This is a genomic window from Prauserella cavernicola (genome assembly GCF_016595675.1).
GTDB lineage: Bacteria > Actinomycetota > Actinomycetes > Mycobacteriales > Pseudonocardiaceae > Prauserella_A > Prauserella_A cavernicola.
This window is the reverse complement of the sequence record NZ_JAENJH010000004.1, coordinates 176,887-193,347: the sequence shown is the minus strand read 5'-3', so window position 1 is coordinate 193,347 and position 16,461 is coordinate 176,887. Positions and strand designations below refer to the sequence as shown.

Sequence of the window (16,461 nt, the reverse complement as noted above, 5' to 3'; positions counted from 1 at the left end):
GTCAGTAGTCGTGGCGTTGGTACCCACCGTTGACGCGCCGTGGCTCGTCGCGTTCGTCGTCCACACCGAGCTGTTTGACCAGCGCCGCCGCGCTCGACGTGCCCGCCCGGTGCTCGGCGAGCGCCCTGGCCAGCAGCTCCGCGAGTCCCGCGTCCGCTGGCGGCTCGTCGTCGAGGGTCAGGTCGTGGGCGACCGAACTCGGCTCTGGCGCGGCAGGCTTGTCGTGGTCGGCGGCGAAATCGGGCCCCAGCTCGTCGAGCGGCGCCAGCGACGGCGGCAGCCGCAGCCGCGGCAACCAGCCGTAGCCGTCCGAGGCGGAGCCGCTGTCGCCGCCGTCCTCCTTGGACTGCACCACGGGCTGCTCGGCCGGCGGCGGTTTCTCCTCCGTGGACGGTGTGTCGTCCCAGTTGTTCGCGGCCCGGGCCCCGGTGGCACGGTCGTCGCTGCCAGGGGCGCGCCGCCTGCCGCCGTTCGCGCCGGGCGCGATTCCGAGCCGGTCGAGTACCGAGCGCGCGGCGACCGAACCGTGCTGTGAGTCGTGGCGGGTCGTGCGCGCCGCGGCCCGGCCGGATAGCTCGGCGTCACCGCCGGAGGCCGGGTCGGTCGCCTGCTCCGCCGCCGGGTCTGCGGCCTGGGCACCGGCGCGGAGTCCGCCGACCGGTGCGTCGGCCAGGCCGGATTCCTCCGGCGTGCCACTACCCGGCGAGTCATCGGTCGAGGTGAGGCCGGGTGAGCTCGGCTGTTCGCCGCCCGGTGTGTCACCGGCCGGGCTGCCGACCGACGCGTCGCCGCCCGAGCCGTCACTCAGCACGCTCGCCCAGCCGCCCAGCGAGTCCGCCGGTCGACCACCGAGGATGTCCTCACTGCTCACCGAGGATTCCGTGACCTCGCCACTGCCGCTCGCCTGCGCGCCGCGAGCGGCGGACCTGTCACCGAGCACGTCGGCCCTGATGCGCTCCAGCACCTCGTCCACGGAACTGCCCGACGAGTCCCAGGAGCCGCCGAGCAGCGCGTCGCCGGCCGGAGAGTCGGCAGCCGCGTCCGCCGGTGTCTCGCTGTCCCTGGGACCCGGCACCCGGTCGCCGAGCTCATCGGCTCGCCCGGTCGGCGCATCGGCGTGCGCATCCGCCGAGGCGCCGGACTGCCGCTCGCCGTTCGTGGCTCCGTGCCGTGCCGTGCTCGTGGCGTCGTCGCCGGGCTCCGGCGCGACCCTCAACATCGGGAGCACGACCCTGGGCCGCGACGTCCGGTCGGAGGAAGCGGCGCCGTCGCTGGCATGCCGGGATCCGGTCCCGGCCGACGCCACGGCGGGCTGTGCCTCGGCGCGCCTGGCCGGCACCGCGGGATCGGCCTGCGAGGGCCTTGCGTCGGCTGCCTCGGCGGACCTCGCGGTCTCCGTCGCGGGGGCGGGATCGGCGGGCACGGCGGGCACGGCGGGCACAGCGGGAACGGTGGCCTCGGCGGCGGTGGCGACGACATCGGCCAGATCGACGGGTGCCTGCTCTCCCGAGCCGAATTCGCCGGTGAGCAACGCCCGTGCCTGGCTGCGCGCACGCGCGTGCAAGTGCTCGGACGCGCGGGCGTGGTGCAGGCACGCGATGGCTTCGGCAGGCTCGCCGATGCGCTCTTCGACGTTGGCCAGTTCCAGCCACAGGCGAGCCGCGAGTGCGTGGAGCTCGTGCCTGCCGACGCTGTACAGCGCGTCGCGCAGCATGCGCCCGGCCGCCTCGGCCGAGCCGTTGTTCAGCAGCACTCGGGTGGCGAGGGCGAGCCGCAGCCAGCCCATCGGTGCGACGCTCGCCGCGCGCTCCGGCTGCGCCAGCAAGGGCTGGGCCACCTCGAGCGCGAGTTCTCCCTCGCCTCGGTCGAGCAGGGAGCACACGAGTTCGAGGGTCAGCCGCACGCGGGCGAGCCCGCCGTCGGTGGCCGGGTCCTCGAGCTGGTCGAGGAAACCGAGACCGGTCCGAGCGGCATCGGCGGCGCCCATGACGTCACCGTGGCGCCGCCGGTGCGCCGACACACTGATCCTGATCAGGGCCCTGGCGAGCAACGTGTCGTCGGAGTCCAGCCCGCCGTCGCCCGTGACCAGCCGGTCGCCCTCCATGAGCACCCGGTCGAGTTCCGCCTTGCGCCCCAACGTTCCGAGACACCCCACGAGGTGGCACAACGCCGCCGCGCGCTGGGACGCCGACAGGCCGTTCACCGTCAGCACCGGACGCAGCGCGGCCAGCCCGGCCAGAGGCGCGCCGACGCTGCGGGCGCACACCGCGAGGTCCGTTCGCAGCTGTGCCGCCACGGTGGGCAGGCCCGCGTCCTCGGCCGCCCGTAATGCGGCCACGGCCCTGCCGACGGTCGACGCGCGGTGGCCGAGCTGCACGCTGGCGTGCACGACGACGCTCTCGGCGCGCACCCACAGCTCGTTGTCGCCCGCGGTCTCGGCGAGCGAGGCGGCCCGCTCGCCGAGCACGAGCGCCAGCTCGGGCGCCCGCAACTCGAGTGCGACCGCCTGGTCGACGAGCCGCTTCACGGGCCCCATTGCCTCATCTGCACCGCTGCGAGCAACGGGCGTACGGCCGTTCGCTGTCCGGCCTGCGTGCGTACTGGCTACCACGGGGACTCCGCTCTGTGAGGGCTATTCACATTCCAGCAGAAGTACCCCGGTCAGTCGCGGGTGAGCTTCCGGTGTGTCACCCGGTGTGGCCGGGCGGCCTCGGCGCCCATGCGCTCGACCTTGTTCTTCTCGTAGCCTTCGAAGTTTCCTTCGAACCAGAACCACTTGGAGGGATCCTGGTCGTCGCCCTCCCACGCGAGGATGTGCGTCGCCACGCGGTCGAGGAACCACCGGTCGTGGGAGATGACCACCGCGCAACCGGGGAACTGCTCGAGAGCGTTCTCCAGCGACCCCAGGGTCTCGACGTCCAGGTCGTTGGTCGGCTCGTCCAGCAGGATCAGGTTTCCACCCTGCTTCAACGTCAACGCGAGGTTGAGCCTGTTGCGCTCACCACCGGAGAGCACGCCTGCCGGCTTCTGCTGGTCGGGCCCCTTGAAGCCGAACGCGCTCACGTAGGCACGCGAGGGCATCTCCGTCTGGCCGACGTGGATGTAGTCGAGCCCGTCGGACACGACCTGCCACACCGTCTTGTCCGGCGCGATGCCGCCGCGCTGCTGGTCCACATAGGACAGCTTGACGGTCTCGCCGATCTTCACGGTGCCGGCGTCGGGCTCCTCCAGGCCGACGATCGTCTTGAACAGCGTCGTCTTACCGACACCGTTCGGACCGATCACACCCACGATGCCGTTGCGCGGGAGCGTGAACGACAGCCCGTCGATCAGCACACGGTCGTCGAAGCCCTTCTTGAGCTTGTCGACCTCGACGACAACGCTGCCGAGCCGCGGTCCCGGCGGGATCTGGATCTCCTCGAAGTCCAGTTTCTTGGTCTTCTCGGCTTCCGCCGCCATCTGCTCGTAGCGGTCCAGCCGGGAGCGGGACTTGGTCTGCCTGGCCTTGGCGTTGGACCGCACCCAATCCAGTTCGTTCTGCAGGCGCTTCGCCAGCTTGGCGTCCTTCTTGCCCTGCACCTCGAGCCGCTCACGCTTCTTCTCGAGGTAGGTGGAGTAGTTGCCCTCGTAGCCGACGACGTGGCCGCGGTCGAGCTCCATGATCCACTGCGCGACGTTGTCCAGGAAGTACCTGTCGTGTGTCACCGCGAGCACGGCGCCCGGGTAGGACGCCAGGAACTGCTCCAGCCACAGCACGCTCTCCGCGTCCAGATGGTTGGTGGGCTCGTCGAGCAGCAGCAGGTCGGGCTTCGACAGCAGCAGCTTGCAGAGCGCGACCCGGCGACGCTCACCCCCGGAGAGGTGGGTCACCGCCTCGTCGCCCGGCGGGCAACGCAGCGCGTCCATGGCCTGCTCCAGCTGCGAGTCGAGCTCCCAGGCATCGGCGTGGTCGAGGTCCTCCTGCAGCTTGCCCATCTCTTCCATGAGAGCGTCGCTGTAGTCGGTGGCCATCTCCTCGGCGATCTGGTTGAAGCGGTCGAGCTTCACCTTGATCTCGCCGAGCCCTTCCTCGACGTTGCCGCGAACCGTCTTCTCCTCGTTGAGCGGCGGCTCCTGCTGGAGGATGCCGACGGTCGCTCCCGGCTGGATGAACGCTTCGCCGTTACTCGCCTGCTCGAGGCCCGCCATGATCTTCAGGACGGTCGACTTACCAGCACCGTTCGGACCCACCACGCCGATCTTGGCGCCGGGGTAGAACGCGGTGCTGACGTCGTCGAGGATGACCTTGTCCCCGACGGTCTTGCGCACCTTCTTCATGGTGTAGATGAACTCGGCCATGCTGCGATCGTAGAGCGAGCCCGACTCGTCCTTGACGCCGGTCACCACCCAGCCACTGTCAGTAGATTCTTTTCTCGCAGGGTGATCAGCTCTCTACCCAACGCAGTGCCGCTCGTGGCTCTCACCCGACCGCTGGCCGCTCCCTGTCGCCGTCCACCGCCTCCTCATTGCGCGCAGGCCTCGCCGACTCCCTGTCGTAGCGCTGCTGAGCATGTGCTCTCCCCCTTCACCGTGGTCGTGCTCCGGCATCCAGACTGCGCCCGTTCGGCCCCGCGAAACGGGCAGGAACGGAATCTGTGGACAACCTCGGCCGACAAGAACAACTCGCGGCGAACCGGCTCTGCCGAACGGAAACCGTCGGTGCCGGGAGCTACGGAGTGGCCTACTTCTTGGGCTCACCCTGGTCGGCGAGCTGCTTCAGCATCGCGTTGTACGCGGCCAGATCCTGCTCACCGGTCACTGCCTCGCGGCGGTCTCGGCGTTTGGCCTCCCGCTCGTCCGCCCTCGCCCACTGGACGAGCAGCGCGACCATGACGAGCAGCACGGGAATCTCCCCGGACGCCCACGCGATGCCGCCGCCGAGCCGCTGGTCGGTGAGCAGATCGCCCACCCACGGCAGGTCGAGGCCTCGGTAGAAGCCCTCGCCGATGACGGTCTGCATGTTCATGAGCGTCACGCCGAAGAACGCGTGGAACGGCATGGACGCGAAGACCATCCCGAGTCTGCCCAGCGGCGGCAGCCTGCGCGGAGCAGGGTCGACGCCGATCACCGGCCAGTAGAAGACGTATCCGGCGAGCAGGAAGTGGGCGTTCATCGCGAGATGCGCCCAATGGTGTTCGAGCGCGCCGTCGAAGAGCCCCGAGTAGTACAGGCCGTAGAACGAGCCGACGAACAGCGCCAGCGCGACGATCGGATTGGTGAGCACGCGCGAGATCGGTGAGTGCACGAGCGCGATCAGCCACTCGCGCGGCCCCGGCGGGTTGTCCCTGCCCGCGGCGGGCAGGGCCCGCAGCGCGAGCGTGACCGGCCCGCCGAGCACGAGCAGCACGGGCACCACCATCGACAGCAGCATGTGGTTGACCATGTGGATGCTGAACATGGCCGGCGCGTACCGGCCGACACCCGACGACGTGGCGATCAGCAACACGGCGCAGGCGGCGAGCCAGGCCACGGTGCGACCGACCGGCCACGTGTCTCCGCGCTTGCGCAACCTGCGCACTCCGGCCAGGTAGAGCACTGCGAGCACGATCGCGGCGGTACCGAAGATGAGGTCGAAGCGCCAGTCCGTGAGCAGCCGCCACGCGGTCGGCTCGCCGTTGAGGACGTAGCCGAGGAGCAGCTCCGTGTTGGACGGCTGCGCGGCGACCTCGGCGGGCGGCGGGGTGCGAGACAACGCCGTGGCCAGGCCCATCGTGACGGCCATGATCAGCACCTCGACAGCGGCGAGCCGGACGAGCTGTCCCCCGCCCGCGCCCTCGGAGAGCCCCCGCACGCTGCGCTGGCGCTGCTGGTGCCCGAACACTCCGAGCACGAGCAGGGCCACGACCTTGCCGAGGACGAGCAGTCCGTAGTCGGTGGTGAGCAACTGCCCCGGGCTGACGCGCACGAGTGCGTTGATGACGCCGGAGGCCGCCATCACGATCCAGCTGACCAACGCGATCTTGGAGAACCGGGCCGCTGCGAGCGGGAGGTGGGCGCCGCGTCGCCTGGCGTGGGCGAGCAGCGCGACGAGCCCGCCGACCCACAACGCGGCGCCGACGAGGTGGAACAGCAGGCTGTTGGTCGCCACGTCATGTGAGCCGCCGCTGGCGGAGTGCCCGGTGACCGCGACGGGGATCAGCGCCCCGACGGAGACGAAGAACAGCACCGTCGCCCAGCCCCAGCTCAGGATGAGCCTGCAGCCGAGCGCGAGCAGCAGCGCCAGCAGCGCGGTCCACAGCCACGCCTTCGGCTGCTCGATGGCGTCGACGAAGTTGATGAAGACCTCGGGCCGCAGCACCTCGGTCACGGGACGGCCCGCACCGTCGGCCGCGGTGAAGAACACGGACGCGAGAGCGAAGACGAACCAGACCCACGCCGCGATACCCGCCGTGCGCACGGCGGCGTAGCCGTCGGCCGCGAGCATTCCGGATTTCTGCGGTGGCACCAGGAAAGCGGCGAGCAGCAGCGAGCCGATGCAGACCGCGGCCGCGCCGTCAGCGCCGACCCGCACCACGGTGATGCCGTAGCGCGTGACGATCCCGGGGTCGGTCAGTCCTGCGACGACCGCGCCGGCTCCACCGGAGAGCGCGACGAGCCCCACGGCGACGAACACGGCGAGCAGCGCGCCGATCGTGAGCAGTGGAGCCATTCCTGCCCGGCGGCGGGTGGGAGCGTCCGGGGCAGGCTCGGCTTCGGTGGACACAAATACGAGGGTAAGCCGACGCTGCCGGGCACGATTCAGCGGAGTACGTGCGACGAGTCCCTGGCCACCCGCTCCCGCTCCACGAACCGCTTGGCGGCGAGCGCCGCGGGCGCGATCACGGCGGCGACCAGGCCGACCACGACGAACGAGATCGACAGCGACGTCACGTGTGCGATACCGCCGATCACGGGCGGCCCGGCGAGAAAGCCCGTGTAGGCGATCGCGGTGACGAACGCCACCTCGCGCTCGCCGCCGCTGTTGTCGGGCCGCTTGCCCGCCTCGCCTGCCAGGCCGAGCGCGACCGGGAAGCACGCGGCCAGCCCGGCGCCGGCGAGCACGAACCCGGCGTAGCTGACGGCGGGGATCCCCACCAGCGCCGCGGTGACCACTCCGGTCCCGGCACACGCGGCACCGGCCGTCAGCAGGCGCACCGCCCCGAACCGCGCCTGAGTCCACGAGCCCGCCAGCCGCGCGAACGCCATCGCGAGCGAGAACCCGGCATAGGCCAGCGCCGCGGCGCCTTCGCTCGCGCCCTGCTCGGTGACCAGCAGCAGCGCCGACCAGTCGGAGCTGGCGCCCTCGGCGATGGCGGAGCACAGGGCGATCGCGGCGAGCAGCCACAGTGCGGGACGACGCACCAGCGGAACTCCACCTGCCGGGCGCTCCACCGAGCGCTCGGTGCGCGGCGCGACGCCGGGCAACGCCCGTACGACTACGGCGACCATCAGGGCGCCGATCAGCGCTGCGACCAGGAGATGACGGGTGGGCGACAAGCCGTTGCCCGCCGCCAGCGCAGCACCACCCGAACCGGCGAGCGCACCGAAGCTGAACCACGCGTGGAACAGCGGCATCGTCGGCCTGCCCAGCGTGCGCTCCACGGCCACCCCGGCGATGTTCATGGAGACGTCGAGCGCGCCGGAAGCAGCGCCGAGGCCGAACAGGGCGGCCGCGAGCCACGGCACGGACTGCGCCGAGCCCACCAGCGGCAGGACGAGGCACACCGCCAGCGACGAGCCGAGAATCACCGCGCGCGCACCCACGCGCTCGACGAGCCTGCCCGAGATCGTGGCGGACAGCAGCATGCCGACGCTGGCTCCGAGCAGCGCGAGCCCGAACGGTCCTGGTCCGACGCCGATCTGCTCGCTGAGCGCGGGAGTTCGCGGGGCCCACGAGCCGAGCGTCGCGCCGTTGAAGGCGAAGACCACGATCACCGCAAGCCTCTGCACTCCGGAGCTCCTTTCCCGGGAAACCGTTGCCCCAGCATGTCTTAAGCGCTTCAGAGAACGCAAGGTCCCGGTCCGTCTAGACTGCCGGGGTGGCCAGCACGCGGCGGAGGCAGCCGACACTCGACGACGTCGCGGGCGCGGTGGGCGTGTCCCGCACGACGGTCTCGAACGCCTTCAACCGCCCGGACCAGCTCTCGAGCGCACTGCGCGACGAGATCCTGCGCGCGGCGAAACGACTCGGCTACGCGGGACCCGACCCGGTGGCGCGGAGCCTGGCGACGAAGCGGGTCGGCGCCATCGCGTTCATGCTGGACACAGCGGTGTCGGCGGCGTTCTCCGACCCGGCACTGTCGATCACGCTCGACGCGCTGGCCACCGCGGTCGACGCCGAGGGGCACGCGCTGCTCCTACTGCCGGGAGGCGACCACGGCGGCCCTCCGGCCGGACGGGTGCTGAGCGCTCAGGCCGACCTCGCGGTCGCCTACTCCCTGGCCGACGGAGCACCCGCGCTGCGGGCGGTGCGCGACCGGGGCCTGCCGCTCGTGGTGATCGACCAGCCGCACGTTCCCGGCTCGGCGCGGGTGAGCACCGACGACCGTGGTGGCGCCGAGGCCGCCGCGCGGCATCTGCTCGACCTCGGTCATCGCCGGTTCGCGATCATGTCCGCCCAGTGCCTGTCGGAGCCGAGGGGCGGGCCGATGACCACCGGCGAGGCGATGGGCAGCGCTTTCAGAGACAACCGCGAGCGCCTCGCCGGGTACGTGGACACCCTCGTGGCGGCGGGCGTCGCGGTCGAGCAGGTGCCGGTCTGGGAGACGTCGGGCACCTCGCGCGAGCAGGCTGCCCAGGCGGCCGGGGCCTTGCTGGACCGGGAGCCGAGGCCGACCGCACTGTTGTGCATGTCGGACGAGCTGGCGCTCGGTGCGCTCGCGGCCGCCCGGCGGCGCGGGCTGGACGTGCCCGGGGAGCTGTCGGTGGTGGGGTTCGACGACGCTCCTCCCGCGAGCTGGGCCGAGCCCGCACTGACGACGGTGCGCCAGGATCTGCACGGCAAGGGCACGCTCGCGGGTGAGCTGGCGTTGCGGCTGCTCGCCGGGCGGAAGCCGCCGCCACCGGTGACACTGCCCGTGGAGCTGGTGGTGCGTGCGTCCACCGGCCGGGCGCCTGGATAACACCTCGCCTGTTTACCCACAAGGGACTTCGAGAAAGTGTGGACAACCCCCACCCGAACGGGTTGCGCACGGCCACTTGTCCACAGTCCGGAAATTCCCTCCTGACATTCCCTCGCGTCGTGCCGCATCGTGGACATCAGCACATTCCACGGCGACACACTCGCCCTGAATCTGGGGGAACCACACAATGTCTGGACGCTTTTCCGCTGTGAGCAAGCGAATCCCGCACGCACTGCTGCTGGCCTCACTGGGCGCGCTGTGCGGCGCCGGTGTCGCGCAGGCCGAGCCGGGAGAGCAACCGCCGCTTCCGCCGGGATTCACCTGTGAGCAAGGAGAGTTCTGTGGCTGGTCGGGCGAGTTCTACAGCGGACAGATCGCGCGCTTCGATCTGCGCAACACCAACCCGGAGGAATGCGTTCCACTACCGGAGGGAATCGACGCCCGGTCCTTCGCCAACCGGATCGAGCGGCAGGTAACCGTCTATCAGGATCGACACTGCGCGACAGAGGGCGATTTCAGCACTTTCCCGGGACCGGGCACCTTCGTTCCACAGGCTCCCTATGTCGTGAGGGCGATCCAGATCTGGAACTGACCCACCTATCGCTCCACAACGGCCCGCGAGAAATCCTGGCCGCCCCGAACTGGGCACCCCCACCGGCACGCACGGGGAACGCGTGAACCGGGGTGCCCCAGTTGGGCCGTGTCCCCGAGCGCGGCCCGCCACGGGTGCGCTGCCGATCTGCCCGGCAGCGCACCCGTGGCAACCTGGCCGACACGCCGAGGAAGCTGTGATCATCCAACGACAGTGGGGCACTCACCACCAGGCTGGGTGACGGGTGAAACGATTCGCCGGGCTCGGGCGATCAAGTAGTCAGTGGTGACTAAGCTGATGGCTGAGTGATATGGCCGCAGTGGTCACCATTGGGCCCTCGTAGCTCAGCTGGATAGAGCAAGAGCCTTCTAATCTCTAGGTCGCAGGTTCGAGTCCTGCCGGGGGCGCTCCACCCCTGGTCACAGCGTTGACCAGGGGCTCCGTGCCCTATCTGCCCACGGAAATCCCTGCATGTCAGCCAGACGACGATCTGTCGAGCCGGGGGGCCGGGATCGTCGAACACTCTCCAGCGACGGGGCCGCCGCCGGTCATGCGGGCCCAGGTCTTCGCAGAGCGTGCCCGGCACCGCCCGCCGCGGATACGTCCGTGTGTTAGCTGAGTCACGCACGGTGCCACGAATCGCTCAGCAGACGCGCTGGGGCTCCGACGGGATGTATCTCCGATTCACGACGTCGGACACCCCGCTGACCAGACCTCGGAACACGGCCCGTGGAGCGCGTCGATTCCTCATCGAGATCGCCGAGCTGGTTCGGCGCGCGGGCGAGTTCGAAGGGGGCGTGCCTTTTGTAGACCACGCAAGGGAACGCACCCTCGATCGTGCAGCTGGCGGGCCACCACCGCGAGCCTTCACGTATGTATCCGGTGTGGACGAACGAGATCAGCCGGCCGAGTTCGGTGTCGTCGACGTGGACGGCTCGGGCCCGCCGGGGAACGCGGGTGTTGTTCGACGTCACTCGATCTCACCGAGTCGGCGCTCGGCTACCGGCACTCGTGGTGCGGCGACGTGTTCCTCGTCCCCATGCCGGATGACAACCACGTCGTCTGGTCACGCACCGACAGCGTGGCGTTGTATGTGACACTCGTGTGGATCTTCGTACCGTAGCGCGCCACCCTGCGGCGCGTCCTCGGTCATCGCTCCCACCGTGATTACGGGATACCCGGAAAGGCTCAGTGTGGCATCCGAACCCGGAACCAATCTGCTCATCGTGGACGACGAACCCACGGTGCGAGAACTCCTGGCCGCCACGCTGCGATTCGCTGGATTCACAGTGACTTCCGCCGCCAGTGGCGGCGAAGGGCTGAAGCAGGCGCAACTCAGCACCCCGGATCTGGTGCTGCTGGACGTGATGCTGCCGGACATGGACGGCTTCGAAGTGATCCAGCGGCTCCGGAAGCAGGCCGGCACGGGCCTTCCGGTGCCGGTGCTGTTCCTCAGCGCCCGCGATGATCCCGCGGACAAGATCAACGGGCTCAGCCTCGGTGGCGACGACTACATCACCAAGCCGTTCGACCCCGAGGAGCTGATCGCGCGGATCCACGCGGTGCTCCGGCGCTCCGGTGGCCCGGCGGCGCGCGACACGTTGCGGGTCGCGGATCTGGAACTCGATGTGGACGGACACCAGGTGGTGCGCGCAGGCACCCCGATCCGGTTGTCGCCGACCGAGTTCCGCCTGCTGCGTTACCTGATGCTCAACGCGGGCAGGGTGGTGTCCAAGCGGCAGATCCTCGACCAGGTCTGGGAGTACCACTTCGGCGGAGATCCCAGCATCGTCGACACCTACATCAGCTACCTGCGCCGCAAGATCGACACCGCAGGCTCCAAACTGCTGCACACGGTGCACGGGGTCGGCTACGTGCTCCGCGAGCCGCGGGCATGACGAGCCGGCGGAGGTCGCGCGGGCTGTCGCTGCGCGCTCGGGTGTTGCTGATCGCGAGCCTGCTGCTCGCCGTCGGGCTCGCCGTGGGCAGCACGGTCGTGACCGGATTTCTGCAGAATTACCTGATCGGCCGGATCGACGCACAACTCCGTCCGATGGCGACGGGCATGGCGCAGCAGACACCCTCCCCCGAACCGTTCGCGACGACGATCGCGGTCACCGAGGGCGGCGGATTCTGGGACAACTACGTCGCGTTCCTGGACCCGGACGGCGGACTCATCGAGGACCAGCGCCTCCAGGAGCATTCCAGCGCGACCGATCCCGCACTGCCACACCTGGACATCAACACGGTGGACGCGCGAGGCGGGCGCCCGTTCGAGGTGTCCAGCAAGGACGGTTCGGTCAGCTGGCGAGTACTCGCGCTGACCACGAACAACGTCGCGGTCGACCAAGAATCGTCCAGCGCCCAGGTCCGCCGCGAGACGGTGGTGGTGGCAGCTTCGTTGAACGAGGTGCAGGCGACCATCACGCGACTGAACACCATCTCGCTGGCCACCGGCGTCGGTCTGCTGGTCGTGCTCACCGTGGTGGGGTCGTTCGCAGTCCGGGGCGGGTTACGACCGCTGCGGCGCATCGAACGGACCCTGGCCGGTGTCGCCGACGGCGATCTGAGCCAGCGGGTGCCCGGACTGGCCGCGCCGAACACCGAGATCGGCCGCCTGTCCACCGCGCTGAACGACATGCTCGCGCAGAACGAGGCCGCGTTCGCGGCGAAGGAGCAGTCCGAGTCCAGGATGCGGCGGTTCGTCGCCGACGCGAGCCACGAGCTGCGTACTCCGCTGGTCGGGATCCGCGGATTCACCAAGCTGTTCCGGATGGGCGCGCTGACCGAGCGGGCGGACGTCGAGCGGACCATGGACCGCATCGAGCGCGAGTCCCTGCGACTGACCCGGCTCGTCGAGGACCTGCTGCTGCTCGCACGGCTCGACGAGCAGCGCGATCCGACGGACTCGCTGGAACTCGAACGGATGGATCTGCGCACCGTGGCCGCCGAGGCGCTGCACGACGTGCGCGCGCTCGATCCGTCCCGGCCGGTCGAGCTCACCGGACCGAACGGCGACGCACCCGCCGCCGCACCCACATACGCCGACGAGGCCCGGCTGCGGCAGGTGGTCACCAATCTCGTCGGCAACGCCGTCCGGCACACCCCGGAGGGCACGCCGATCCGCATCGGCGTCGGCACGGTGGACGGCCACGCCGTGCTGGAGGTCGCGGACGAGGGCCCGGGGCTGACCGACGAGCAGCGGACGCGAGTGTTCGACCGGTTCTACCGCGCGGACGACTCGCGCAGCCGCACCGACGACGGCGGAGCCGGACTCGGCCTGGCCATCGTGCACTCCCTGGTCACCGCACACGGCGGCACCATTTCCGTGGATACGGCACCGGGCGCCGGAGCGACGTTCCGAGTGCTGCTGCCGCTCGTCGACGCCGCGAGCGCCGACGAGGCTGAGTGAATCCAGGAACCTCTGGGAGTTCGCTGAACGCCAGGCGGTGCTCACCGGCGGGAACAGGCTCGTCGCTGCCCGCGAACCCCCCGGATTCTCAGAAATCTCCCAGATCGTCTCCGAGATCGCTCAATCGGCGCGGGCAGGCTGTGCTCATCCGGTCATCGAGTACCGGCACACCCAACGCGAAAGGTACAAACCATGTCGAAGAACGCCCGCCGCATCGGTGCCATCGCCGGCCTCGCCCTGCTGCCCGCCATCGCCTTCGGCGGGACCGCCGCCGCGGCCACGGACGGCCAGCCGGCGAACGGCAACCAGAGCCAGACCCAGCAGGTGGAGTCGTCAGCGCAGAAGAAGATCAAGGTCGAGGGCGAGGTCAGCAACATCGAGAAGCGGGGCGACGTCGAGTGGGGCGAGGTGACCGTGATCTCCGTCGCCGCGTACCCGGGCGGGCCTGAGCTGGAGTTCGTGCTGACTCCGGACACCACCATCTCGCTGGGTGACGGCAAGCCGGAGGTCGGTGACAAGGTGACCGCCGCGGGCGAGGTGCAGCAGGACGGCAAGACCGTTCTCGCCGACCACATGGCGTTCCACTGATCCGGCTTTTCTTCTCCCACGGCCGGTGGGCGGCGAGCCCGCCCACCGGCCGAGCCGTTCCGGCGACGATCACAGAACCCGGTCTCCGGGCTTTGGTCGGCTCAGCGTTGTCGCCACGCCAGTGGGGAGATACGCACGGCGGCATCGGCGACACGGCGCGCGGTGTCGGTCGTGAGGCCCTTGAGCGCGCTGTCGATCCACTCCTGCACCCGGGCCACTCCGACGTCGCGGTACTCGACGGCCTGCAGCAGCATCTCGAGTTTGTCGGCGTCGCGCGCACACCGCGCCTCCGGCGTCGCGGCCCCCTCGTACTCGGCCACGGCCTCGCGGACGCTCGCTCGGGCACCGTCGGGCAGCGGGGTCGTCTGGTCCTCGGTGATGTGCCGCGGGTCCGGCTTGTCGACGTAGGGCCTGGCCGTGTGGGGCAGATCGCCGGTGCGGGTCTCCTGACTGTCGTGCCACAGCGCGAGATACGCCGCGCGTTCCGGCACGGCGTTCTCCTCCGTGGCGAGGAGCGCGGCCAGCTGGCTCACGCGCATCGTGTGCTCGGCGACCGACTCGGGGTCGCGCACGCCCGCGTGCCACCAGCCCGCGCGGCGGATGCGCTTGAGGACACCGAGCTCGTAGGAGAACTCGGCGATGCCGTCGGCGGGATCGGTCATGGCGGCCTCCTGGTGGGCGACGCGGATGGCACCGGCCAGCAGCGTACGCACGCCCACGCCGTCCGGCGCGACGACGAGCCGTGGCTCAGTGCGCGGCGAGACCGAGTTCGCGCTCACCGAGGGGCACGAAGTAGGCCGCCACCTGCTCGTCGGTGACCTCGGCCAGTGACGCGGGCGACCACGCGGGATCGCGGTCCTTGTCGATGATCTGCGCGCGGATTCCTTCAGCGAACTCCGGGGTCCGGAACGCCGCCGACGAGATCCGGTACTCCTGGTCGAGCACCGACTCCAGGTCCGGCAACGCCGCGGCGGCGCGCAGTGCGCGCAGCGAGACCGTGAGCGCCGTCGGCGACTTGGACTCGATCTCCTTGGCCGCCGACGCCGCGGCCTCGCCCGAACCGCGCAGCCGGCGCAGGATCTCCGGCACCGAGTCCGCCGCGTAGCAGCGGTCGATCCACTCGGCCTCCGCCGCGAGCCCGCTCGGCGGCGGGTCCTGCGCGACGGCGGCGACCGCCGCGTCGACCTCGCGCTCCGCGAGGAGGTTGAGCAGGCGCGGCAGCTCGTCCGACGGGACGAAGTGATCCGCGAGTCCACAGTGGATCGCGTCGGGCCCCGAGATCTGGCCCGCGGTCAGAGCGATGTGCGTACCGAGTTCTCCCGGAGTGCGCGACAGCAGGTACGTGCCGCCGACGTCGGGAACGAAGCCGATGCCCGTCTCCGGCATGCCGACCCGCGAGCGCTCCGTGACGATCCGCGCCGAGCCGTGTGCCGACACCCCGACTCCGCCGCCCATCACCAGGCCGTCCATCAGCGCCACGTACGGCTTCGGGAACCTGGCGATCGCCGCGTTCAGGCGGTACTCGTCGGCCCAGAACGCCAGCGACTCCTCGCCACCGGCGCTCGCGTCGGTGTGGATCGACCTGATGTCGCCACCGGCACAGAGGCCGCGCTCCCCCGCTCCGTCGAGGACCACGGCACGAACACGGTCATCCGACGCCCATTCCGCCAGAGCGGCGGCGATGGCGCCGACCATCTCGTGGTTGAGCGCGTTGATCACGCGCGGCCGGTTCAGCGTGATGCGGCCGAGGCCGGCTTCGACCCGGACGAGTACGTCGGTTCCAGTCACGGGGCCTTCTCCACTGTAGGCGTCGGCTGACGGTCGGACCATAAAGTAGGACGTCCAACTATGTCGCGCCGATGCGCCGCTCGTCACAGCTCGCGACCGAGTCGGCACGGGGCCGGGACAGCGCCGGAGAGCTCAGCCGCGCGAGCCGGACACGTCGTCGCCGTTCTCGTCGGCGACCACGACGTCGATTCCCCGTTCCCGGAACGGGGCCAGCTCGGCGTCGGTGGCCGAGTCGTCGGTGACCAGTGTCCACTTCGGAGGCATCGGGGCCCACGCGTGGAACGGGCGACGGCCGATCTTGGCGGCGTGCACGAGCAGGTAGACCCGGTCGCTGCGCCGCGCCATCAGTTCCTTGAGCCGGGTCTGGCGGATGTCGGCCTCGCAGATGCCGTCCTCGGCGGTGACGCCGTCGGCGCCGAGGAACACCCGGTCGAACGTGAGGCGTTCGAGCGCCGCCTCGGCGAGCGGGCCGATGAAGCCCTGGCTCTGCGGGCGGAGCAGACCACCGAGGCACTCCACGGTCACCGCGTCGGCCGTGGCGAGTTCCTGCAGCGCCGTCATCCCGGTGGTCACCACGGTCAGCGCGGGAGCGTGCCGCAGTTCGTGGGCGAGCGCGCCCGTGGTGGTGCCCGCGTCGAGCAGCACCGTCTCCCCCGCGCCGATGAGGCGCGCCGCCCAGCGGGCGATGGCCTGTTTGGCCTCGAACTCCTCGCCGACGCGCTGGCGCAGGCTGGCCTCGGGGTGGGCCACGAGCGCCATCGCGCCGCCGTAGGTCCTGGCGAGCGCGCCCGCGCGTTCGAGCTGCGCGAGGTCACGCCGGATGGTCGACGCGGTCACTCCGAAATGCTCGGAGAGCTCGTCCACGTTGGCCAGTCCGGTGGTGGTGGCCAACTGGACGATGGCCTCCCTGCGAAGCTCGGAATCGCGGGGCACTCGCTGTC

At 70.5% G+C, this 16,461-nt stretch carries 12 protein-coding genes and 1 tRNA gene; 6 read left to right on the top strand and 7 right to left on the bottom strand.

The features are described 5' to 3' along the window. Position 1: 1 nt before the first annotated feature. The 4 genes from JHE00_RS18665 to JHE00_RS18650 form a co-directional block, all read right to left on the bottom strand. The gene (locus JHE00_RS18665) at positions 2–2,536 is read right to left on the bottom strand and encodes a hypothetical protein (RefSeq protein ID WP_200319724.1); all 2,535 of its coding nucleotides are present in this window, start codon (positions 2,534–2,536) and stop codon (positions 2–4) included. Between the two features lie 125 nt (positions 2,537–2,661). Beyond that, positions 2,662–4,338, bottom strand: coding sequence for an energy-dependent translational throttle protein EttA (gene ettA / locus JHE00_RS18660; protein ID WP_200320405.1), 1,677 nt, complete (start codon positions 4,336–4,338; stop codon positions 2,662–2,664). Between the two features lie 382 nt (positions 4,339–4,720). Continuing rightward, positions 4,721–6,688: a bifunctional copper resistance protein CopD/cytochrome c oxidase assembly protein gene (locus JHE00_RS18655; RefSeq protein ID WP_200320403.1), complete on the bottom strand. Its 1,968-nt coding sequence runs from the start codon at positions 6,686–6,688 to the stop codon at positions 4,721–4,723. An 89-nt stretch (positions 6,689–6,777) separates the two neighbouring features. Continuing rightward, a complete protein-coding gene (locus JHE00_RS18650; RefSeq protein WP_307832003.1) occupies positions 6,778–7,968 on the bottom strand; it encodes an MFS transporter in 1,191 nt (396 codons plus the stop codon). Between the two features lie 89 nt (positions 7,969–8,057). On the opposite strand from JHE00_RS18650, the gene JHE00_RS18645 reads away from it, so the two are divergent. The 6 genes from JHE00_RS18645 to JHE00_RS18620 all read left to right on the top strand — a co-directional run bounded on the left by JHE00_RS18645 (position 8,058) and on the right by JHE00_RS18620 (position 13,732). Then, positions 8,058–9,140, top strand: coding sequence for a LacI family DNA-binding transcriptional regulator (locus JHE00_RS18645; protein ID WP_200319722.1), 1,083 nt, complete (start codon positions 8,058–8,060; stop codon positions 9,138–9,140). Between the two features lie 187 nt (positions 9,141–9,327). Then, a complete protein-coding gene (locus JHE00_RS18640) occupies positions 9,328–9,732 on the top strand; it encodes a peptidase inhibitor family I36 protein (RefSeq protein WP_200319720.1) in 405 nt (134 codons plus the stop codon). 333 nt (positions 9,733–10,065) lie between these two features. Further along, positions 10,066–10,139: transfer RNA gene (locus JHE00_RS18635), tRNA-Arg, on the top strand. Between the two features lie 816 nt (positions 10,140–10,955). Then, entirely contained in the window at positions 10,956–11,630 is a 675-nt protein-coding gene (locus tag JHE00_RS18630; protein ID WP_200320398.1) for a response regulator transcription factor, read from the top strand. Further along, positions 11,627–13,144 carry a sensor histidine kinase gene (locus JHE00_RS18625; protein ID WP_200319718.1) on the top strand — a complete coding sequence of 506 codons (1,518 nt, stop codon included), beginning with the start codon at positions 11,627–11,629 and terminating at the stop codon, positions 13,142–13,144. Before JHE00_RS18630 ends, JHE00_RS18625 begins: the two co-directional genes overlap by 4 nt. Positions 13,145–13,336: 192 nt before the next feature. Then, on the top strand, positions 13,337–13,732 hold the full coding sequence (locus JHE00_RS18620; RefSeq protein ID WP_200319716.1) for a hypothetical protein: 396 nt from the start codon (positions 13,337–13,339) through the stop codon (positions 13,730–13,732). 101 nt (positions 13,733–13,833) lie between these two features. On the opposite strand, the gene JHE00_RS18615 is transcribed toward JHE00_RS18620, so the two are convergent. The 3 genes from JHE00_RS18615 to JHE00_RS18605 all read right to left on the bottom strand — a co-directional run bounded on the left by JHE00_RS18615 (position 13,834) and on the right by JHE00_RS18605 (position 16,453). Next, positions 13,834–14,394, bottom strand: coding sequence for an HD domain-containing protein (locus tag JHE00_RS18615; RefSeq protein WP_200320396.1), 561 nt, complete (start codon positions 14,392–14,394; stop codon positions 13,834–13,836). A gap of 85 nt (positions 14,395–14,479) precedes the next feature. Beyond that, a complete protein-coding gene (locus JHE00_RS18610) occupies positions 14,480–15,520 on the bottom strand; it encodes an enoyl-CoA hydratase/isomerase family protein (RefSeq protein WP_307832002.1) in 1,041 nt (346 codons plus the stop codon). A gap of 132 nt (positions 15,521–15,652) precedes the next feature. Continuing rightward, positions 15,653–16,453 (bottom strand): DeoR/GlpR family DNA-binding transcription regulator, encoded by an 801-nt coding sequence (locus tag JHE00_RS18605; protein ID WP_200319711.1) that lies wholly within the window; start codon positions 16,451–16,453, stop codon positions 15,653–15,655. Between the last annotated feature and the right edge of the window lie 8 nt (positions 16,454–16,461).